Genomic DNA, 22,289 nt, shown 5'->3' with positions numbered 1-22,289 from the left:
TTTTAAAGATTATACAATTTAGAGGGAGAGGAAAAAAGGGAGATAAAGTTGCGAAAGGAGTATTATGGATAAAGTAAAAAAATACATAGAAAATAATAAAATCAAATTTATTGGAATCTTAATATTAGTAACAATATTTATTGCCATACTTATATGGAGTAATAATAATTATAATTTGTATAAATCAGAGATTGCAAAAGTTATAAGGATTACTGATGAATACTTAAGGGTTGAAGATGGATTAGATGGAAGAAAGGAGAAGTATTTTAATCAAACTATTACAGCAAAAATAAAAAATGGAGAGTATAAAGGTGAGATTATTACTTTAAAAAATACATATTCAGCATCTATGCTTAAAAATGAAAAATACAAAAAGGGTGATGATTTATTTGTAAGTATAAAAAAAGGTAATGAAGAGTTACAGGGGACTATTAACGGACTTAAAAGAGATAAGTATATAGTATTTCTTGTAGGAATTTTTGTTATCACTATTATTTTAGTTTCAGGAAAATTTGGAGTTTACACCTTAGTTACATTAGTTGCAAATATAGCTGCATTTATATACTTTATAAAGTTATATATTAATGGAAAAGATTTTATGTTGATAAACTTAATTATGATAATTTTCTTCAGTGTGGTAACTTTATTACTGCTTGGAGGATTTTCAAAAAAGAATATAGGATCTATAATCTCAACTATTATAACTACATTTTTAATATTTGGATTATATAAATTAGCTATTATTTATGGGGGAGATTTGCATTATGAGTTAATGGATTATATTGCAGGTCCTAATGATATTGAAAATATATTTTTATCAGGCGTAATAATAGGGTGCTTAGGTGCTGTTATGGATGTAAGTATAACAATAAATTCAGCGGTTAATGAATTAGTTAACTCATCAAAATCAATAAGTATAAAACAATTAATTAAATCAATAAGAGAAATCGGACATGATATTATGGGAACTATGATAAATGTTTTAATGTTTTCTTATATAGGAGGAAGTTTATCAATTGTAATATTAAAGATAATTAATGGTTATAAGCTAGCAAGTTTAATTCAATTTGATATTTCTTTTGAAATAGTTAGATTTTTAATAGGATCTATAGGAATAGTCGCGGCTGTACCAATATCTGCTTTAGTTGCAGTGTTATTTTTTAGGAAAGGATTGAGTAAAGATGATACTGATATTAGCAGTAGTATTATTAATATTGATGATTCTCATAGGAGGGGATAGAGGAGCAAAATCATTTATTGCATTAGTATGTAATATCGTAGCTTTAATATCAGGAATTTATCTTATAATATCAGGAGTAAATCCTATATTAGTAACTATTGTAGGAACAATGGTGTTTTGTCAAATAACTTTAATATATCAAAATGGGTATAATATAAAAACTTATGCAGCTGTTATTTCGGTTATTTGTGTTATTTTACTATTAAGTTTTATAATTTACTTTGTTGGTAATAAATCTAATTTTGGTGGATATAGTGAGTTGGATTTAAGTTCAGATATAAGTGTTTATTTATCTCCAAATGTAAATATTAATATGAATCAATTAATGATATGTATGATTATAGTTAGCTTATTAGGAGCAATTATGGATACAGCAATGGCAATAACATCATCATTATTTGAATTTAATGAGATAAATAGTGAAATTACTCCTAATACATTAATAAAAATGGGATTCAATGTTGGAAGAGATATATTAGGAACAACAGTTAATACACTTTTCTTTGCTACCATAGGAGAAACTATGATGATTAGTATTTTATTTATGAAAAATAATTATACTTTTTCAAGTGTTATTAACTCAAAGGAGTTTTTTCAAAATTTATTTAGTTTAGCTATTTCTAATATAGGATGTTTATTTATAATACCTATAAGTATCTTTATTGGAACATATATGTTAAAAAGTAATAATGAAATTATAAAGAAAATTAAGGTTCGATGCGATAAATTAGAAAAAGAAAACAATGGATAAACATAAAAGATAAAAAATATATTTCCTAAAGAAAGAAAGATATTGTAAAATTGTTATTGTAAGTAAAGATTGTGTAATATAATAGTCTTTACTTTTTTTATAAGTAATAAGGGGGGAACATACATGAGTAAACTTAATAAATTAAGAGAAGTTATGAAAAAATATAATATTAATTATTATATAATTCCAAGTTCAGATCCACATCAAAGTGAATATGTAGCAGAATATTATAGAGGAAGAGCTGAAGTTTCAGGTTTTACTGGTTCTGCAGGTACATTATTAGTTGGAGAAAATGAAGCTAAATTATGGGCTGATGGAAGATATTTCATACAAGCAGCTGAGCAATTAAAAGGTTCAGGAATTGATTTAATGAAAATAGCTACTCCAGGATATGACACTATTAATGAATGGATAGAAAAAAATGTTAAAGAGTCAGAAGTCTTAGGCTTTGATGGAAGTTGTTATAGTACTAATCAATATAAAGACTTACTAAAAATAAGTAAGAAAAATAAATTTAATATAAATATGGATAAGGATTTATTAGAAGAGGTTTGGAACGATAGACCAAGCTTGCCAGAAGATAAAATTTTTATTCATGATGAAATATATGCAGGAAAAAGTGCTAGTGAAAAAATAAGTGAAGTTAGAAAAGCTATGAAGGAAAATAATGTTCAAAATTATTTATTAACTTCTTTAGATGATATAGCATGGCTTTTTAATATTAGAGGAAATGATATTTTATTTAATCCAGTAGCATTATGTTATGCAATAGTTACAGAAGAAACAGCTAATCTTTATATAAATAAAGAGAAAGTTGATAATGAAGTAAAAGAAAAATTAGAGAGTCAATTAGTATCAATATATGATTATAATGAAATAGAAGAGGATGTAAAAGAGCTTTCAGGCACAGTATTAATAGACCCAGCAAAGGTTAATGCTAAGTTATATTCTTTATTAACTTGTGAAATAAAAGAAAAGTTAAATATAACTACTACTTTAAAAGCAATAAAAAATGAAGTTGAAATAGCTAACTTTGAAAATGCTCATATTAAAGATGGCGTTGCTATGGTTAAGTTTATAAAATACTTAAAGGAAACTGTAGGAAAAGAAAAGGTTACAGAAATAACTGCAAGTGAAAAGTTATCAGAATTAAGAAGTCAAGGAGAATTAGCAAAGGGTGATAGCTTTGGAACTATAGCTGGATATAAAGAACATGCAGCAATGATGCATTATAGTGTAACTCCTGAAAGTGATTATGAATTAAAAGAAGAGGGCTTATTCTTAGTAGATTCAGGTGGACAATACTTAGATGGAACTACTGATATAACAAGAACTTTTGTATTAGGTAATATTACAGAAGAAGAAAAGAGAGATTTTACTTTAGTATTAAAAGGTCATATTAATCTATCAAAAGCTAAATTCTTAAAAGGTGCTACTGGGTGTAATTTAGATATTTTAGCTAGAGGACCATTATGGGAAAAAGGATTAGATTATAAATGTGGAACAGGACATGGAGTTGGGTTTTTCTTAAATGTTCATGAAGGGCCACAAGGAATAAGACCAAATGGAAATACAGTTCCTTTAGAACCAGGAATGATATTAACTAATGAACCAGGTATTTATAAAGAAGGTAAGTTTGGAATAAGAATTGAAAATATTATGGTAGTTGTTAGAGAGGAAAGTAATGATTGTGGAGAGTTTTATAGATTTGAAACAATATCATATTGTCCTATAGATTTAAATGGAGTAGATGTAGCACTATTAAATAATGATGAGAAAGAATGGTTAAATAATTACCATAAAAAGGTTTATGAAAAATTAAGCCCTTATTTAAATAATGATGAAAAAGATTTATTAAAGATAGAAACTAGAGAAATATAAAAATAAAAGTTAGGATGGGAGATAACATCCTAACTTTTGTTTTGTAAATTATTATTAAAAGTTTTGTACCAACGATATAATATTTATAAAAATGTCATTTTGTAATTTAATATTAGCTTAGTGTAATTAGAAGCATAAGAATAGTAATGGTAATATTAACCAGTTACATCCCCAGCCACAATTTCCAAAACCGCAGTTACCAAAACCACAATTATTATAGTAGCCGTAATTACCATAGTTATTATAGTATCCATAATTATTATATCTGCAACAATTTCTATTACAGTTATTATAACATCTTCCCATAAATTTTTCCTCCTAATAGAATATGAAGACTTAACTCACATTCTGTTGAATTACTTTATAGTATAATATACGCAACATAAATAATATGGTGAATGATATTTTGTATAAATAAATATATTTTAGAAAATATAATTTTGATATAATAATAATTAAGAATTTTAATTAGGAAGTGATACATATGGGAATTAGTGCTATAGGAACAAGAAAAAATGTTAGTGTTATTGATACAACTGAATATGCAGGAATGAAGGTAGAGATATTAGAATATAATAAGCTACAAGGTTCCACTGATACAACAGCTGCAATGGATATGTATTTTATGGAACAACAAAATATAAAAGCAAGACAAGTTGCTATATACTTAAATAATGATAAGGTAAGGGTTGAACCTGGTGCTATGAGCTATTTTAAAGGAAATTTAGAAATGGTTTCTGGTGTTACTGCAGGAAACTTAATAGGAAAGATGTTTTCATCAGCTGTAACAGGTGAAGGTGTTGCTCAGCCAGAGTATAAAGGAACAGGAATGATAGTTCTTGAGCCTTCTTTTAATCATTACTTAGTTTTAACAATCGATGGTGAAGTTATAGTTGATAAGGGAATGTTTTATTGTGCACAAGGAAGTGTACAAGTTAAACCAATAGTTCAAAAAAATATATCATCAGCTTTAGCTGGAGGAGAAGGAATATTTCAATTATCATTAAAGGGAAAAGGAATAGTAGTATTAGAATGTAGAGTTCCAGTATGTGAGATAGATGAAATACATTTAGAGAATGAAACTTTAAAAGTAGATGGGAATTTTGCAATCTTAAGAAGTGGAAATATAAGCTTTACAGTAGAGAGATCAGCGAAGTCTTTAATTGGATCAGCTGTAAGTGGAGAAGGTCTTGTCAACGTATATCGTGGTACAGGAACAGTATGGCTTGCTCCAACTATAAAAATTTATGATACTATAAATAGGGCTAGAGCTTATGGAGTAAATAGTACAACTGGAATGGATATGAATACAAGCAATAGTAGATAAAAGTAAAGCTATCATCTGTTAAATATAGTAGATGATAGCTTTACTTTTATCTAAATCTAAATTGATATAGATTCTTTTAAGGTAGATTCTTGAATTGGTTCTTTAGATAGTTTATTAAGTCTTTTGAAAGTACTAATACTAAAGAACGCACATAATACCATTGTAATTAAATCAGCTAATGGTTGAGCAAGCATTACACCATATAATCCAGGAGCCATTGGGTTAGAACTAAGCAGTTCTAAGATTGATGGCACACTATTAGTAAATACTCTTGGAAGTATGAATGTTAATGGTATAAGCAATATTCCTTGACGAGCAAAAGATAAAATTCCAGCTTTCTTTGTTTCTTTCATAGCTTGGAATGTAGATGTCATAATAAAAATGAAGGAATAACCTATTAATAAGTAATGTTGCATTTTTATTGCATTAACACCAAGACTAATAACTTCAGGATCATTACTAAATAGCTTAATAAAGAATTCAGGAACTATACATATAATTATAGTTAAAATTATGCTATATGAACCAGTAACTAATAAAGCAAAATAAGTAGATTCTTTTACTCTATCATATCTCTTAGCACCTACATTAAAAGAGGCAAAAGGTAAGTAAGTGTTATTAAATCCACCTACCATTTGAGTAACAATAGTATATATTTTATTTACAATTCCCATAGCAGCAAGTGCAGCAGCACCAAAAACTGAAGCAGTAGAGTTAAGAATAGTAAATGCTATAGCTGCTAAGAATTGACTAACAAATATAGGAATACCAACTGAAAAAATTTGCTTTACAATTTCTTTATCATTAGATGTTGGTTTAAATATAGTTGCAAAATTAAGTTTAATTTGTGATTTCTTACGTGTATAGAATAAAATCATAAGAACTGTTGAAATCCCTTGGCTAATAGCAGTAGCAATGGCAGCACCAGTAATACCTAAATTTAATCCCCACATAAATATAGGGTCAAGTATTATATTAGCTACAGCACCGACTATAATAGTATTCATAGATTGTTTAGTAGCACCTTCAGTTCTAAGAAGGTTATTTAATACTAAGTTAGAGATAGTGAATATAGCTCCAATTAGTAACCAGTTAGAATATGATTTGGCATAAGGTAATACTTCAGGTGAAGCACCAATTATTTTCATAATTCCGTTCATAAATGTAAAACCAATAATCATAATAGCAACTGATATAAGTATAGATAATAAAACTGCTAATCCACTAGCACGATTGGCCTCATCGTATTTTTGTGATCCTAATAGTCTACCAACACAAGAAGCGGCACCTACTCCTATTAATAAACCAAGGGCCATTAATGTAACGAAGAATGGAAATGAAACAGAAACAGCAGCCATAGAATTAGTATCATGTAACATACCTACAAATATAGTATCTACAAGATTATAAAGTGCAGATACAACCATAGCTATCATAGAAGGAATTGCTAAAGTAAGTAGTGTTTTTTTTACAGGTCCATTTTTCATAAGATCCATTTTCTTATTATCATTGTTTTCCTTTTTCATATATGCCTCCTATTTATTTAATCTATAGTATAATATAAGGTGTGGGGTAACCCCAATGTCAATAAATAGATTTTATTAATTTATTATGAGGAGAGTAAAAATGACTTTAGATAGAGAAAAATATTTTTTTACACCTAGATATACTAGAGGTGAAGTATCAAAGTTTTTAGGAGTTACTAAGGATACATTACGACATTATGAGGAATGTGGGCTTATAAATCCTCATGAAAATGAAAAAAATAGGTATAAATATTATTCAATTGCAGATCTTGAGATATTAAACGTTGTTCTATTTTTACGTTCTATGGATGTACCAATTAGTGAGATTCCTAATTTTATTGAATGTAAGGATATAAATTCATATAGTAATTTCTTAGATGAACAAATTAATAAAGCTATAAAAAAAATAAATTATTGGAACAATGTTAAGAATTTACTTAGCTATTTAAAGAAAACTTTAGAAGATTATCAAAAGGTACCACATAAGGTTAAGGTTGTAGAAAATATAAGTTTTAGGTTTCGTGTAGCTAAGTTTGATTATAAAAATTATGATATAGAGCAAATGGCACCATCAATTATATCTACTGATGCATCATCACATATAATTAAACTAAAAATAGTAGATAAGAAATGGTTAAGCAATAGAGAAGATACATCAGGAATGAGTGTAGGATATTTATGTAGTGAGGAAGAGGAAGGAGAGGATATAGTTGAAAAAAATATGACTTTATCATTAATGATTACTACATTAGAACCTTTAGAAAAATTACCTGAAATTATTTTTAGACTTTGGAATGATAATAAAGATAAGTATAAATTTGAAGAAAATGTAGTTATAGTTGAGCATACATTTTTTAATATATTTAATCAAGAAGCCTTATTAAGAAATATATATTTACCTATAAGAAAGTAAATGTTAGTAGAAAAAATGATGAATTGGATATGTCATATTTAATGATATATCTAATTTTTTTGCAGAAAAGTAGATATAATTGATTATTTAAAATAATCAATTATAAGTAAATTGTTAATAGAACAATTTACTTATAAAACTAGACAACATATTAAAACAAAATATTTATAAAATAAATTATAATTTAATTGAAAAGCATTACAAATGGGGGGGTTAAGTGAAATCTAAATTTATTAAGGCTCAGATAAGTTGGTTATTGGTAGCAACGTTTACTATAACCGGAGTAGTATCTGATTTAAGTAGTGTTGTACAAGCTGCTACAATTGAGCAGCAGTATGTAGAGGACTTTGAAGATGGAATAGACGGTATAGAGAAAGTTTATGGTGGTGGAAATATATCTCATGTTGATGGAGGTCTTGAAATTCAAGCTGCAAATTGGCCAGATCAAGGGCAATATACTCTAGCTGTTGATAATAATTCACCAACTATAAAAGATGGTGTTTTAGAACTTGATATGAGGGTAAAAAGTCATGCAGGAAGAATTGGGTTAGTTTTCAGGTATGTAGATCAAAATAATTATAGCATGGTTGGCCATGATGTATCTGGGAAGTGGGTTTTAAAGACTGTTACTAATGGAAAAGAATCAGAAACAGTATTGGTTCAAAATGGTATTAATCTTAATAATGGACAAACTTATAAAATGAAGGTAGTATTTGCAGGAACATTATTAGAATTATATGTGAATGGAAGTTTATTATATTCAGGAAATACTTTAGTTGATAGTGAAGGCGGTAAATTTGGTTTTAGACAGTGGGGATATACAGATAACTATTCTCATGCTAATTATGATAATATAAGATATTATTCTCAAAAGGCACCAGAGCAAACTGAAGATGGTCACTATTTAGTGTCATTTGATGATGATGATACTAGAGGTTGGGAAGTAAAATCTGGAGATGGAGCAATAAATGCAGCTAATGGGAAATTAACAGCACAAGCAGATGGAAATAACTCAAATACAATTTCAAGTGATAAAAATGCACCTGTAATAAAGGATGGATTTGTAGAAACAAGAATTACAGTGAATAATCATGCAGGTCGTGTTGGACTATTATTTAGATATGAAGATGCAAATAATTTTGCTGGTATTGGTTATGATGTTGATGGAACATGGGTATGGTTAAATGGTAGCAATAATGGTAAGCTTCCATTTACTAAGGTATTAGAACAAGGAAGAGAATATAAATTATCAGTAAAATATGCAGGAGAATATATCACTGTATTAATAGATGATGAAAAGGTATATGAAGGTATAGTACCAGGAATTAAAACTACAGCAGGAAAAATTGGATTAAGAAACTGGGGATATCCAGGAAATTACTCCAATGCTACTTTTGATTATTTTATAAATGGAGAGTTTAGTCCTGTTACTTTAAGTCCTGATAGAAAATTTATTCCTAATAATGAAGCAGGAACTTATGATGTACAAGTAAATTTAGAAGGCGAGAATCAAGTATCAAAGTTATTTGTTGGAGAAAATGAATTAGTATTAAATGAAGACTATTCAATAAGTGCTAATACTTTAACAATTAAAAAAGAATATATAGGAAAAGTTAAAAATAATGGGGATACAGACATTAGCATTTTATTTGCAGATGGATATGTAACAAACTTTAAGTTACAAGTTCAATTACCACCAGATGAAGCTAATGAATACCTAAGAGATTTTTCTAAAGGTATTGAAGGAATGACAGTTGTAAAAGGTAATGGAACAATATCTAATGAAAATAATCATCTAGTATTTGCATCTAATGGTGATTCTATTGTTATAGATGAAAATTCTCCAGAATTATTTAATAGTTCAGTAGAGTTTGTGGTTGATCCTAAAACAGATGCTGGTAATATTGGAGCGATAGTTAGATATTCAGAAAATGGATGGACATATATTGGAATAGAAGGTTCTGGAAACCAATATGGAACAGGGTGGTTTGTAAAAAATAGTAATGGACAAAGTAGAACATTAGTTACTGACAGTACTAGAATATATGCTAATAGGGTTGAGCCATATAAGGTAAAAATTAAAGTTGTAGAAAATACTGTTACTATTTATTTAGATGGAGCAGAAATATACAACGGTGTTGTAAATGAATTAACAAGGGGAAGAGGTAAGGCTGGATTAAGAGTAGCTGGTAACAATACTGGAACATACCAATATTTGGCTGTTAATAGTGAAAATGTAATAACTTCAACTGATGCAGAAATAGTTGAAAAAGAAATAAAATCTGAAGAATTAAGTGTTAAAATGGATGCAAATTTCCCAAGAGTTATTGATTATACTTATTTAGAAAATAATAAAAAGATGTATGGACAAGAAAAACCAGTACATTTAATAAGTATAAATAATAAAAATTATGTACCACAAGTAACTTCAGAGTTTGAAGGAAATAAGGCTATTTATCATTTAAACATTGAAGAAATACAAGTTTCATTAGATGTAGTATTTACTGTAGAAAATAATACATTAACAATGAAAATAGAAAATGTAAATGAAGGCGATAGAAAGGTTGAAACTATTAATTTCCCAAATCATAGCTTAGTTTCTATAAGAAATACAGCTCCAAATGCTGAAATGAACTTAGCAAACTATGCAAATGATGATATTAAGGTAGATTTAACTACTAAAACTGATGATGAAGCATATAAAAATACATCAATAGCAATATTAAGTTCTGATGATTTGGCTGCAAGTATAAAAAATAATTCAATTAAAAACCAACAAGAAATAAATTATCAAACATTTGTAGTTGGAGATCATTATTCTACAGGATTATGGACAAATGAATATTTATATCGTGGATTAGATGGAAAAGTAATAAACGAACCTTATGCTAAAGTTACTATTACAGCAGATCGTAATAAAGATAATAAGGTAGATTATCAAGATGGAGCAATTGCATTAAGAGATGATATATCAGAAAAAAGATTAGGTGTTGATCTTATAAATAATGCTTATAGTTCAGTTGCTATGAATGTTGGTAGTAATGCTCAATATCCATTTTTAAGAATTTTAGATAATATTAAAAAGTTTAATTTAATAACAGATGGATTTGAACAAACTATAATCATTAAAGGATATCAAGCTGAAGGTCATGATAGCAATCATCCAGACTTTGCAAATATAAGCGAAAGAGCTGGTGGATTAGAAGAATTCCAAACATTATTAAGTGAGTCAGCAAAATATAATGCAAATATTGGAGTTCATATAAATCATACAGAAGCTTATCCAGAAGCTGATCAATATGGACCAAATTTAGTTTCTACAGTTCCAGGATGGTCTTGGTATGATAGTGCAAATCAAATAATACGTGAAAATGATATTTTAGATGAAGAAAATGGAATGGGCAAGAGATTAGAAGACTTAGCAGCTTTAGCCCCAGGATTAGATTTAGTTTATATTGATGTATATATGGATGGAAGATGGCCAGCTCATAAGTTAACTTCTAAGTTAAATGACTTAGGACTAGCTGTAGCGTCTGAATATGCAAAATCATTAACTAAAACAAGCGTATGGGCTCACCATGCATATAATGGTGGATATGGTACTACTAGTGAACTTGCTAGATTCGTAAATCATACAGAACAAGATATATTTGGTGGAAGCAATTTATTTAGAGGAAACTCTAGGCCAGGTATAAATGGATGGCAAAATGAAAGTAATTTAAATGTAACATTATCTAATTTCTTTACAAGCCAATTACCATTTAAATATTTAATGAACTATCCAGTTAGTAGATGGGAAGATAATGCTATTTATTTTGGAGATAATAATGAAGTTGTTTCTAGAATGGATAATGGGGTAAATGTTATTACTAAAGATGGAAAAGAAATAGCACGTGGTAATAAGATATTTATTCCATGGGATTCTAAAACTGAAGAAAAGATATATCATTGGAATGATAGCAACTCAGCAACTACATGGGAATTGCCAAATAGTTGGAATGATGTATCAACAGTTTATGTATATGAGTTAACTGATTTAGGTAAGGTTAATGAAAAAGAAGTAGCGGTAGATAATGGAAGAGTAACTTTAGATGTTAAAGCTAATACTGGTTATGTTGTTTATAAAGGGCAACAATCGCAAGAACAAGTTGAATGGAGCACAGGAGCACCAATAAAAGATATGGGATTTGATAGTCATTCATTTGATTTCTGGAAGAAGAGCTCAACTGCAGGTTCAACTGATCATATAAGCATAGTTAATAATGCTAAGGCAAATAGCCATTTAAGAGTTGAAGGTGAAAATGATGCTACAATAACTCAAACAGCAACAGGTTTAGTACCAGGACAAAGTTATTCAGCTTCAGTTTGGGTAGAAGTTAGTGATGGAAGAAAAGTAACTTTAAGTGTTGAAAATGCTAATGGTGAAGAGGTTTCAAACTATACAGATCGTACTAATGTAGTGTTTGGTGTTCATCATACAGATAAATATAAGACAAATTATCAAAGAGTAAGAGTAAACTTTACTGTTCCAGAAGGAGAAAGTACTGCAAAAATATCTTTAAAGGTTGCTGGTGGGTCAGGTAATTCATGGGCTAACTTAGATGATGTAAGAATAATGAAGCTTAATGGAATTACAGATAAAGGAGAACATTATTTCTATGATGACTTTGAAAATGTTGACTTTGGATTTGGTCCATTTGTATCAACAGAATCTGATAATTCACATTTATCACAAACTAACGAACCTTATACAGATGATACTATAGGTGGAGAATATTCACTTAAGATTCGTTATGGTGACTATATGAGAACACTTCCTGCAACTGTAAGATTTAAATCAAATACTACTTATAGAGTTGGATTTGATTATATAGCATATAGAAATCAAGCATTTACAGCATCTATTAAGTCAGATAAGGCTAGAGAGGCTAATGATGCATCAAATGCAACAATAAAAACTGTTGATATAAGCAATACTTCAAAACAAGCGGTATTAGAATTTACTACTGGTAATTATGATGATTACTATTTAGAAATTAGAAAGAATAATGATTCAACATTAATTGTTGATAACTTATTTGTAGATGAAATAGTAAATGTATCAAAAGAAGATTTACAAGCGTTAGTTAATGAATTAAAAGCGTTAAATGAAAATAACTATACAGCTGAAAGCTTTGCTGTATTAAAAGCAAAAATTAAATTAGCAGAAGATGTTATAGCAAAGGCTGATGTAACTGAAGATGAGCTTAGAAATGCATATAATGGGTTAAAATCAGCTAAAGAAGCTTTAGTTAGGTATGCAACAACAGAAGAGTTAAATGCATTTAAAGCTAAAGTTGCTGAAATGAAAAAAGTAAATGCTGATGATTATAAACAAGATTCAAATTGGACAGCATTCCAAAATGCTATAGAAAAAGCAGAAGCTTTATTAAAGAAAGATAAGGTTACAAGTAATGAAGTAAATAATAGTATTAATGAATTAGAAAATACTAAGAGTAAATTAGTTCATGTAAATTCAGCAGATAAATCAGCTTTAATTGAGCTTTTAGAGAAAGCTAAAGCATTAAGTTCTGAAGATTATGTTGCTAACCAAGTATGGCAAGATTTCCAACAAGATATAATTGAAGCTAGCAACATAATTACAACTGAAGATGCTACTCAAGAAGAAGTAGATTATCGTTATGAGAAGTTAAAATCAGGTTATGATAATGTAATTCCAACAAATAAAACTGCCTTATCTAATTTGGTGAATGAAGGTAAAAATTACAATGAAAAAGATTATACTAAAGATAGTTTTGAAAAGTTATTAGAAGCAATTAAAATTGCAGAAAAGGTTGTTAATAATGATACTGCCACTAGACTAAATGTTGAAGAAGCCTTTAATAACTTATTAGAAGCAATTGATAATTTAGTTGAAGCAGATAAAGAAGAAGTACCTTCTGAAATATTCAAAGATCACTTAATAGTTGCAGTTGATGTAGCAGAAAAGGTTACTGAAGAGGAATTAGAAGGTGTTGTTGAAGCTGTAGTTACAGAATTTAGAGCTGCATTAGAAGAAGCAAAAGCTTTATTAAATAACGAAGAAGCTAGTCAAGAACAAGTTAATAAATCTTTTGATAGGTTAAGTAAAGTAATGCAAATGCTTTCATTTAAGAAAGGTGATAAAACAGAGTTAGGTAAATTAATTGTTAAAATAGAAGCTTTAAACTCAAGTGAGTATATACAAGCTACTTGGGATAAGCTACAACCTATATTAAATGAAGCTAATAATGTAATGGCAGATAAAAATGCTATGGAAGAAGAAGTTAAGACTATGTACGATAAGTTAGTTAGAGCTTTCTTAGAATTAAGATTAAAACCAAATAAGGATAAATTACAAGATTTAATAAATAAATCTGAGAATTTAGATTCAAGTAAATATACTAAGGAATCTTGGGCTAACTTACAGAATAAATTATCTTTAGCTAAATCTGTTATGACAAATGAAGATGCTAATTTAGAAGATGTAAAAGTAGCTGAAAAAGCTTTAGAATTAGCACTTTATGAATTAGCAGAAGTTAAGCCAGAAGATAATAATCAAGGAAATAACGGAAGTAACTCAAATAATGGAAATAGTAGTAATGGTGGAAGTAATAATTCAGGAAAGGGTAATAGTAAATTACCTCAAACAGGAGGAACTTCATCAGGAGTAGTAGCACTACTAGGTTTAGCTATAGGAGCAGCAGGATGCTTATTTTCAAAGAAAAAGAATAAATAGTAATTTGAAGAAAGAAGGATTTTAATTAATCCTTCTTTTTTATTTTATAATAATAAATTGAATTCTAAGACTCAAGTGTAGTGTTAAAGTATTACATCCATAAGATAAATTAATAGTATATGTATAATTAGATTATATATAAGCAAGTATAAGAGTTAATTATGATTATAATTTAAAAAAATAATAAATCCTACTATATTTATCTACTTTAAAAATTTTTAAAAAGTATTATAATGAATATAGATAATAATTATTATTAAATAAAAATTACAATTAATAATAAAAGTAAAGGAAAATATTATGGAAGAATCAAAAGTTATTGAAATGATAAGGACTAATCCTATTATTATAAAAAATATAGATAATCCTACTGATGAAATGAAGTTATTAGCAATAAAGCAAAATGGGCTTTTATTGAGATATATAAAAAATCCAACACTAGAAATGAAAGAGATAGCTATGGAAAATAACCCTAGAGCTATTGAGTTTATAGAAGATCCAACAGAAGAAATGATGATAAAAGCTGTAGAAAATGGATGGAGTAATTTAAATTATATAAAAAATCCAACTCAATCTGTTCTTAAATTAGCTATAGAGCAAAGAGGATGGGCTATTAGATATGCTAAGAATCCTAGTGAAGAATTACAATTACTAGCAGTAAAAAAAGACTATGATTCAATAAAATATATAAAGGAACCTTATGAAAGTGTTCAAATAGAAGCTGTAAGTATAAGTTATGATGCATTAAGGTATATAAATGAACCTAGCTATAAAGCAGAGGTTATTGCTATTAAAAATAATGAAGCAGCAGTAAAGTTTATAATAAACTTAGACAAAGAAAAAATATTAAGCTTTTTAAAAGAAAATATTTTAGTTATTAGATATGTATCTAGAAATTTATTATCTCAAATACCACAAATGGAATTTGAAGAGATATTAAAAGAAGCATTATCTAAAGAAGATATAGATGAAAAGTATATAAGAGATTTTTTAAATTGTAGTGTTATTGATAGAGAATGTGATATTTTCTCTATGGATAAAGTTATGTTTATCTATAAATATGGAAGTAAAAAGGCTAAAAAAATAGCTGTAGATGAAAAACTAAAGATGATATAGGGGGAGATAAAATGAATTTTATAGATACTTTAAGAAGTGCTGAATTAGTATTAGCTACAGGAGAAGTACCTTTAGTAGTTGGAGAAAGTGGAATAGGAAAAACTGCTTTAGCAAATAGATTAGCAAAGGAAAATAATTTAAGTTTAATTGTTATAGATGGTAATCTTTTAAAAGAAGGAGAAATAGGTGGATTGCCAACAGTAGAATCATATTTTTCAATAGATTCTAATGGAAATAATATTGAAAAGAAAACAACTATATATGCTGTACATACAAAGCTTAGAGAAATTGATGAAGAAATTGCAAAGGGAAGAAAGGTTCTTTTATTTATTGATGAAATAAATCGTTGTGAACATACAGTACAGCAAGAGTTAATGAACTTAATATTAAATAGAGAAATTAATGGTTATAAATTACATGAAAATGTGAAAATATTAGCAGCAATGAATCCATCAAGTAAATATGGATCAGACTTTGATTATCAAGTAGTAGATATGGATGCAGCTCAAGAAAATAGATTTGTATGGCTTAATATGGAAAGTGATCATTCAGCATGGTTAAAATGGGCAATAGAAGCTGGAATTGAACAAAAGGTAATAGAGTTTATTTCAACGTTCCCGGAATATTTAAACAAGGTAAATGAAGATGATGTAAGAGCAACGCCAAGAAGTTATGAAAGAGTTTCAAAATCTTATAAGCTTTATAAGGATAAAAAGGATTCTATTCCAAGAGCAGTATTTTTAAATGTTATAAAGGGAAATGTAGGAAAAGTTATAGCAGAAGAATTTGTAACATTTGTAGAGTCAGAACATAATGCATTAATAGGCTTTGATGAAGTTTTTTCAGGAGATACTTTAAGTGAAGAAGTTATGGAAAAAGTTAAAAATGAAAGTCATACAAGGCTATATTTAAGTGCTATTAATATTTTAAAATTTTTAGAAGAAAGTATAGAAAATAATCCATATGAATCAACTTATTATATAAATAGATTAATAGAATTTTTAAAGGATTATCCTATAGATTTAATGGTTGGAGTTATGAAGGATATGAAGAATAATTATCCTAAGATTTATAAAGAAGCTTTAGAAAATGAGGAGTTTGTAGAAGCATATTTTAAATCTTATAGTTCAATAAGGGGATAGTGTATGGAGAGTTATTTTGAAATAGTAAAAAAAGAACTTTATAAAAAGGCAGAAGAATTTATTAATGTATCTTATATGTTTAAGGCCATTAGAGATGGTGAGAAGTTTGATATAGATATATCAAAAGAATTTGAAGAAGAGTTTTTTAAACTAATAGATAAAGTAAACTTAAGTCTTATGGAAGAAAAGGATAACTTTTATGGATACTTTTTATTTCAAATGGGACGAGAAATACGATTTGATATAAGCAGTCCAACTGCTGTGAATTTTAAAGGGGCTAAGTATGTTATTTATTTTAATCCAATAATATTTTTACAGCTTAATATAAAACAAATGGAAAGTACTATTAAACATGAAATTCATCATATATTATCCTTACATTTAATAAGAGCAAAGGAATTAAAGGGAAAGTTTAGTACACTTGCAATTAATTTAGCAATGGATATAGTTGTAAATCAGTATTTAAATAATTTACCCCCATATGCTATTACTTTAAAAGGTATAAATTTAAAATATGAACTAAATTTAGAGCCTTATAATACTTTTGAATACTATGCAGAGAATATACAAAATGTGTTAAATGTATTAGAAGAAAGTGATGAAGGTGAGCTGGATGATAGCTGGGAAGATGATAGTGGATATAATCCAGAAAAAACTCATGATATATGGGATGAATATGAAGAGTTAGATGAAAAAATGCTTAAGGAGTTTACAGAGAAATTTGTAAGTAATGCTGAAAAAGGCAAACTTCCTATTTACTTAGAAGGTATGATTTCAGCCTTAAAAAATAGTAAGGGTGAATTGCCTTGGAATTTATATCTTAAGAAGTTAATGGGAACTGTAGAAAGTAATAAAAAGAAAACTATAACTAGAAGAAATAGAAGACAGCCTAATAGATTAGATTTACGAGGTGAACTTAGAAATCATAAGGCAGAAATAGCTGTAGCTATTGATATAAGTGGTAGTATTAGTGATGAAGAGTTTAAACAAGCTGTTAAAGAGGTTCTTGCTATTGTAAAAAACTATAATCATGAAATTACTATTATAGAGTGTGATAATGAAGTTAAACGTGCATATAAGGTAAAATCTATAAGAGATATAAAAGAAAGATGTTCAGCAGGTGGAGGTACTAAATTTACCCCAGTAATTGAATATGCAAATAATAAAAATATAAATTTATTAATATATTTCACTGATGGTAAAGGTGAAGAAAAACTAGGGGTTATACCTAGAGGTTATAGGACATTATGGGTTATTTCAGGAAGAGGAGATATAATTTCCTTAAAAGAACCTTATGGTGCTGTTAAAAAGCTTAGTAAGGTAGAAGTTAAAGATACAGTTGTTGATATGAAAGATGTTAGAAATGATGGATATTCAATGAATAACCAAGAACCTATTTTTTAAGTAAGTAATTTTTAATAATTAATAGATAATATGATAAAATTATAAGTAAGATAAAAACACAAGGATAAGTAGATAAATAATTGCATAAATTATATTTAATTAAATATGCATGACAGTTCTTTAGGAGTATTATATAATAATTATTATTAGATAATAAAAAACGAATAAAAGGAGAGAAATTATGGGGATATTAGAGAAAAGTATAAAAAATAAAGTAGTTATAGTAACTGGTGGTACTAGAGGGATTGGGTTTTCAACAGTAAAGTCTTTTCTTGAAAATGGAGCAAAAGTTGCATTATGTGGTTCTAGAGAAGCAACAGTAAATAAGGCTTTAGAAGAATTAAAAGAAATAAATTCTGATTTTGAAGTTTTAGGATTTTCAACAGATTTATTAAATATAGAAGATATAAAAAAAATGATGGATGAAGTAGAAAACAAGTGGGGAACAATTGATGTATTAATAAATAATGCTGGTATAAGCGATAATGTAAGTATATATGAGCAAGATGATAAGCACTTTGAAAATGTTATTGATATAAATGTGCAAGCTGTATTTAATTGTAGTAAGATAGCAGCTGAAAAAATGAAGAAAAATAATTATGGTGTTATTTTAAATACAAGTTCAATAGTAAGTATAAATGGTCAAAAATCAGGAATTGGATATCCAACATCTAAATTTGCAGTAAATGGATTAACTAAATCATTAGCAAGAGAGTTAGGCACAGATGGAATAAGAGTTAATGCAGTTGCACCAGGAATAATTGCAACTGATATGGTAGCAGCTCTTGATCAAAATATGATAAAAGCAATGGCTGCTAATGTTCCTGTAGGAAGACTTGGAGAAGCTGAAGATATAGCAAATGCATTTTTATTCTTAGCTTCAGATATGGCAAGTTATATAAGTGGAGCTATTTTATCAGTTGATGGAGCAACTGTAATATAAAGGATATAATATATATTTAGGAAGCATAATTATGGGGTTGTAAACTAAGATGTTTAGGACTCCTCATTTTTTTTATTATTATATATGAAGAGTATTATTTTGTTAATAAAGATATATTATGAAAACAACACATTATGCTATAATTGAAATGTTTAAATAGTAATAAAAAGATACTATATCAATAAAATGAAGTTTTTATTTAGTTAAGTATATATAATATTAAAAAGGAGAAGATATTTTGGGAAAAACATATATGTTTGATAATTACATATCAATAGGGCGTAATTTTATGACGGAAAAAAATTATTTAAAAGCTTTGAAATTCTTTAAAAAGGCATATAATTGTCCAGAAGGAAAAGAAGATATAGATTTAATTTTAGATTTAGCATTTCTTTATGATAAAATAGCAAATTTTGATTTAGCTGAAAAGATGTACAGAAGAGTATTAGAATTAGATGATACTAATGCAATAGCATATTATGGATTAGGAATTATTTTAGACGATGATGGGTTATATGAAGAAGCTATAGAGTATTATAAAAAAGCTATTGAAAATGATAGTAAATATGAAAAAGCTTATTTCTTTTTAGCTAATGCTTATGATGAATTAGGAAATAAAGATGAGGCTATAAAAAATTATAAAACTGTATTAAAGCTAAATCCAAAAGATTTATGGGCAAATGCTAATTTAGGATGTATTTATGATGAATTAGGAGATATAAATCTTGCTTTAGAATATATGGAAAAAGCCCTTGAAATAGATAAAAATCATTTTAGAATACTTTTTAATATGGGAGTATTTAATAAAAAGTTAGGAAATTTAGAATTAGCAGAAGAATATTATAAGAAATCTATAGAACAAAATCCTTATTATCCATATAGTCATTTAAACTATGCTGTAATGTATAGAGAAAAGAATGATTATAAAAGAGCTATTGAAATAATTAATGAAGGAATAGTAGATAATGAAGATGAAGGCTTTTTATATTATAATAGAGCTTGTTTTTATGTAGGAATTAATGAGTTAGAATTAGCTTTAGATGATATTCTTAAGTCTATAGAATTAAATGACTTCTTTGAAGAGTATATGAAGGAAGATGAGGAACTTAATTCTATTAGAGGTTTAGAAAGGTATACAAAGTTATTTTGTTAATTTATAAAGTAAAACTTTACAGTATGAAAGACTTCTTTTGAGGAAGTCTTTTTTATTAAAAGTAAAAAGTAATTATTAAATTATTTGACTAATTTATTGAAAATAATCCAGAAGTAATTAGTTGTTCGCGCAACTAATTAGCGATATTATAATATAGTTGTCTGCGCAACTATTCAATGGAGGTAATTATGAGTAAAGAAAAGATTAATAATGATAATGTAGCAAGATATATTTCTCAATTATATAGAAAATCAACAATTTTTATAAATAGGGAAGTAGCTAAATATGATATAAGAACAGGGCAACTTATGTTTTTAACATCTTTATATAAACGTGATGGAAGTAATCAAGAGGAAATATCAGAAGAGTTAAAGATAGATAAAGCTACAACTACAAGAGCTTTAAAAAAATTAGAAGAGCAAAATTTTATAACTAGAGTAAAGGATAAAGAGGATAAGAGAGTTAATAGAATTTATTTAACAGAAAAATCAAAAGAAGTAAGACCAGATGTAGCTAATGTTTTTTATGAATGGAATAAAAAAATAAGTGAAAGCTTAACTGAAGAAGAAGAAGAGGAGTTAAAAAGACTTTTAGAAAAAGTATGCAAAAATATAGATATATAAATAAATTAAACAAAAGAAGAAAAGAGAAATAGGAGGATAACTATATGGATAAATCGCAGAATATATTAGGAACAGAATCCATAGGTAAATTATTATTAAAATACTCAGTTCCAGCAATTATTGGAATGATGGTAAATGCACTTTATAATGTTGTAGATAGAATGTTTATAGGAAATATTCCAGGAGTTGGGCCATTGGCAATAACAGGACTTGGAATAACAATGCCTATAATGTCAATTATAATTGCTTTTGGTACTTTAATTGGAGTTGGTGCAACAACAAATATATCAATAAAACTAGGAGAAGGCAAAAGAAAGAAGGCAGAGCATATTGTGGGAAATGCAATAAGTTTATCAGTAATAATTGGTCTTACAATAACTGTGTTAGGCACTATATTTTTAAATAAAATACTTACAGCCTTTGGAGCAAGTAGCGATACAATAGTTTATGCTAAAGATTATATGAGTGTAATATTATTGGGTACAGTATTTAACTTAATGTCAATGATGTTTAGCAATTTAATAAGAGGAGATGGAAATCCTAAACTTTCAGCAACAATAATGGCTGTAGGATGTGGTACTAATATAATATTAGATGCAGTATTTATATTTGTATTTAATATGGGAATACAAGGGGCAGCATTTGCAACTATAATAGCACAAGGAATTTCATCATTATGGGGATTAGCTTATTATTTAAGAGGAAAATCAAATGTTAAGTTCAAAAAGAAAAATTTAAAGTTAGATAGTAAAATTCTTAAAACAATATTTGCTATTGGAATGGCTCCATTTGCAATGCAGTTAGCTAATAGTATGGTTCAGTTAATGTTCAATTCTTCATTAAAGAATTATGGTGGAGATTTATCTATAGGGGCTATGGCAACAATAAGTTCAATAAATATGTTATTTGTTATGCCAGCTTATGGTTTTGTACAAGGTATGCAGCCTATAGTAGGATTTAACTATGGAGCTAAGAAATATGATAGGGCTAAAAAGACTTTAAAAATTAGTTTAATAGCAGCATCAGTTGTATTTGTAGCAGGAGCTTTATTTATACAAATTGCACCACAAGTTTTAGTTGGAGCATTTAATAAAGATCCAGAACTTATGAGTATAACTATAAATGGATTAAGAAAGTATGCACTTGCAATGCCTATAATAGGAATATCAATAGTCGGGACAAACTATATACAATCAACAGGAAAGGCAAAGATGGCAATGTTATTAAGTTTATTAAGACAAGTTATTGTATTAATACCTATGATATTAATATTACCAAAATTCTTTGGCTTAAATGGTATTTGGTTTGCACAACCAACTGCTGATATTATATCATCAGTTTTAACTGGAATAGTTTTAGTTAGGGAATTAAGAAGATATTCTAATAATAGAAATAATGATTTAATTGAAGAGATAGAGATAGCATAATGAAAAGGAACATTTTAATTTGTATGAATTAAAATGTTCCTTTTGTTATATATTAATAAAATTATATTTTTATTATTTCTTAATAA

The 22,289-nt window shown here is 27.7% G+C and carries 15 protein-coding genes; 13 read left to right on the top strand and 2 right to left on the bottom strand.

All coding sequences use genetic code 11. The annotated features are described in order from the left end of the window. Window positions 1-64: 64 nt before the first annotated feature. From I4V51_RS09165 to I4V51_RS09155, 3 genes are all read left to right on the top strand, one after another. A complete protein-coding gene (locus tag I4V51_RS09165; RefSeq protein WP_195988133.1) occupies window positions 65-1,240 on the top strand; it encodes a YibE/F family protein in 1,176 nt (391 codons plus the stop codon). Further along, window positions 1,182-1,991, top strand: coding sequence for a YibE/F family protein (locus I4V51_RS09160; protein WP_195988132.1), 810 nt, complete (start codon window positions 1,182-1,184; stop codon window positions 1,989-1,991). The genes I4V51_RS09165 and I4V51_RS09160 overlap by 59 nt, the downstream gene beginning before the upstream one ends. 123 nt (window positions 1,992-2,114) lie before the next feature. After that, a complete protein-coding gene (locus tag I4V51_RS09155; protein ID WP_195988131.1) occupies window positions 2,115-3,872 on the top strand; it encodes an aminopeptidase P family protein in 1,758 nt (585 codons plus the stop codon). 126 nt (window positions 3,873-3,998) lie between these two features. Here I4V51_RS09155 and I4V51_RS09150 read toward each other — a convergent pair whose 3' ends face one another. Further along, complete coding sequence (locus I4V51_RS09150) at window positions 3,999-4,178, bottom strand: hypothetical protein (RefSeq protein ID WP_195988130.1); 180 nt, start codon at window positions 4,176-4,178, stop codon at window positions 3,999-4,001. Between the two features lie 178 nt (window positions 4,179-4,356). On the opposite strand from I4V51_RS09150, the gene I4V51_RS09145 reads away from it, so the two are divergent. Next, window positions 4,357-5,199 (top strand): AIM24 family protein, encoded by an 843-nt coding sequence (locus tag I4V51_RS09145; protein WP_243281463.1) that lies wholly within the window; start codon window positions 4,357-4,359, stop codon window positions 5,197-5,199. A 56-nt stretch (window positions 5,200-5,255) separates the two neighbouring features. On the opposite strand, the gene I4V51_RS09140 is transcribed toward I4V51_RS09145, so the two are convergent. After that, on the bottom strand, window positions 5,256-6,725 hold the full coding sequence (locus I4V51_RS09140) for an MATE family efflux transporter (RefSeq protein ID WP_195988129.1): 1,470 nt from the start codon (window positions 6,723-6,725) through the stop codon (window positions 5,256-5,258). Window positions 6,726-6,825: 100 nt separating this feature from the next. Between I4V51_RS09140 and I4V51_RS09135 the strand changes: the two genes are divergently transcribed. The 9 genes from I4V51_RS09135 (at window position 6,826) to I4V51_RS09095 (ending at window position 22,203) form a co-directional block, all read left to right on the top strand. Continuing rightward, window positions 6,826-7,638 carry a MerR family transcriptional regulator gene (locus tag I4V51_RS09135; RefSeq protein WP_195988128.1) on the top strand — a complete coding sequence of 271 codons (813 nt, stop codon included), beginning with the start codon at window positions 6,826-6,828 and terminating at the stop codon, window positions 7,636-7,638. A gap of 217 nt (window positions 7,639-7,855) precedes the next feature. After that, window positions 7,856-14,395, top strand: coding sequence for an endo-alpha-N-acetylgalactosaminidase family protein (locus tag I4V51_RS09130; protein WP_195988127.1), 6,540 nt, complete (start codon window positions 7,856-7,858; stop codon window positions 14,393-14,395). Between the two features lie 300 nt (window positions 14,396-14,695). Continuing rightward, entirely contained in the window at window positions 14,696-15,511 is an 816-nt protein-coding gene (locus tag I4V51_RS09125) for a hypothetical protein (RefSeq protein WP_195988126.1), read from the top strand. 11 nt (window positions 15,512-15,522) lie between these two features. Next, window positions 15,523-16,653 carry an ATP-binding protein gene (locus tag I4V51_RS09120; RefSeq protein WP_195988125.1) on the top strand — a complete coding sequence of 377 codons (1,131 nt, stop codon included), beginning with the start codon at window positions 15,523-15,525 and terminating at the stop codon, window positions 16,651-16,653. 3 nt (window positions 16,654-16,656) lie between these two features. Beyond that, entirely contained in the window at window positions 16,657-18,057 is a 1,401-nt protein-coding gene (locus I4V51_RS09115) for a VWA-like domain-containing protein (RefSeq protein WP_195988124.1), read from the top strand. Between the two features lie 181 nt (window positions 18,058-18,238). Beyond that, entirely contained in the window at window positions 18,239-19,000 is a 762-nt protein-coding gene (gene fabG, locus I4V51_RS09110; protein WP_195988123.1) for a 3-oxoacyl-ACP reductase FabG, read from the top strand. A 235-nt stretch (window positions 19,001-19,235) separates the two neighbouring features. Beyond that, on the top strand, window positions 19,236-20,153 hold the full coding sequence (locus I4V51_RS09105; protein WP_195988153.1) for a tetratricopeptide repeat protein: 918 nt from the start codon (window positions 19,236-19,238) through the stop codon (window positions 20,151-20,153). Between the two features lie 188 nt (window positions 20,154-20,341). Next, a complete protein-coding gene (locus tag I4V51_RS09100) occupies window positions 20,342-20,776 on the top strand; it encodes a MarR family transcriptional regulator (RefSeq protein WP_195988122.1) in 435 nt (144 codons plus the stop codon). A 44-nt stretch (window positions 20,777-20,820) separates the two neighbouring features. Further along, window positions 20,821-22,203, top strand: coding sequence for an MATE family efflux transporter (locus I4V51_RS09095; RefSeq protein WP_195988121.1), 1,383 nt, complete (start codon window positions 20,821-20,823; stop codon window positions 22,201-22,203). The last annotated feature ends 86 nt before the right edge of the window (window positions 22,204-22,289 follow it).

The organism is Clostridium sp. D53t1_180928_C8 (genome assembly GCF_015667795.1).
Taxonomy (GTDB): Bacteria; Bacillota; Clostridia; order Clostridiales; family Clostridiaceae; genus Clostridium.
This window is presented reverse-complemented; position numbering and strand designations above follow the sequence as displayed.

Excerpts from the sequence above, each read along its gene's own strand:
- I4V51_RS09165 (WP_195988133.1), top strand. The coding sequence starts at position 65 with ATGGATAAAGTAAAAAAATACATAGAAAATAATAAAATCAAATTTATT.
- I4V51_RS09160 (WP_195988132.1), top strand. The coding sequence starts at position 1,182 with ATGATACTGATATTAGCAGTAGTATTATTAATATTGATGATTCTCATA.
- I4V51_RS09155 (WP_195988131.1), top strand. The coding sequence starts at position 2,115 with ATGAGTAAACTTAATAAATTAAGAGAAGTTATGAAAAAATATAATATT.
- I4V51_RS09150 (WP_195988130.1), bottom strand. The coding sequence starts at position 4,178 with ATGGGAAGATGTTATAATAACTGTAATAGAAATTGTTGCAGATATAAT.
- I4V51_RS09145 (WP_243281463.1), top strand. The coding sequence starts at position 4,357 with ATGGGAATTAGTGCTATAGGAACAAGAAAAAATGTTAGTGTTATTGAT.
- I4V51_RS09140 (WP_195988129.1), bottom strand. The coding sequence starts at position 6,725 with ATGAAAAAGGAAAACAATGATAATAAGAAAATGGATCTTATGAAAAAT.
- I4V51_RS09135 (WP_195988128.1), top strand. The coding sequence starts at position 6,826 with ATGACTTTAGATAGAGAAAAATATTTTTTTACACCTAGATATACTAGA.
- I4V51_RS09125 (WP_195988126.1), top strand. The coding sequence starts at position 14,696 with ATGGAAGAATCAAAAGTTATTGAAATGATAAGGACTAATCCTATTATT.
- I4V51_RS09120 (WP_195988125.1), top strand. The coding sequence starts at position 15,523 with ATGAATTTTATAGATACTTTAAGAAGTGCTGAATTAGTATTAGCTACA.
- I4V51_RS09115 (WP_195988124.1), top strand. The coding sequence starts at position 16,657 with ATGGAGAGTTATTTTGAAATAGTAAAAAAAGAACTTTATAAAAAGGCA.
- fabG (WP_195988123.1), top strand. The coding sequence starts at position 18,239 with ATGGGGATATTAGAGAAAAGTATAAAAAATAAAGTAGTTATAGTAACT.
- I4V51_RS09100 (WP_195988122.1), top strand. The coding sequence starts at position 20,342 with ATGAGTAAAGAAAAGATTAATAATGATAATGTAGCAAGATATATTTCT.
- I4V51_RS09095 (WP_195988121.1), top strand. The coding sequence starts at position 20,821 with ATGGATAAATCGCAGAATATATTAGGAACAGAATCCATAGGTAAATTA.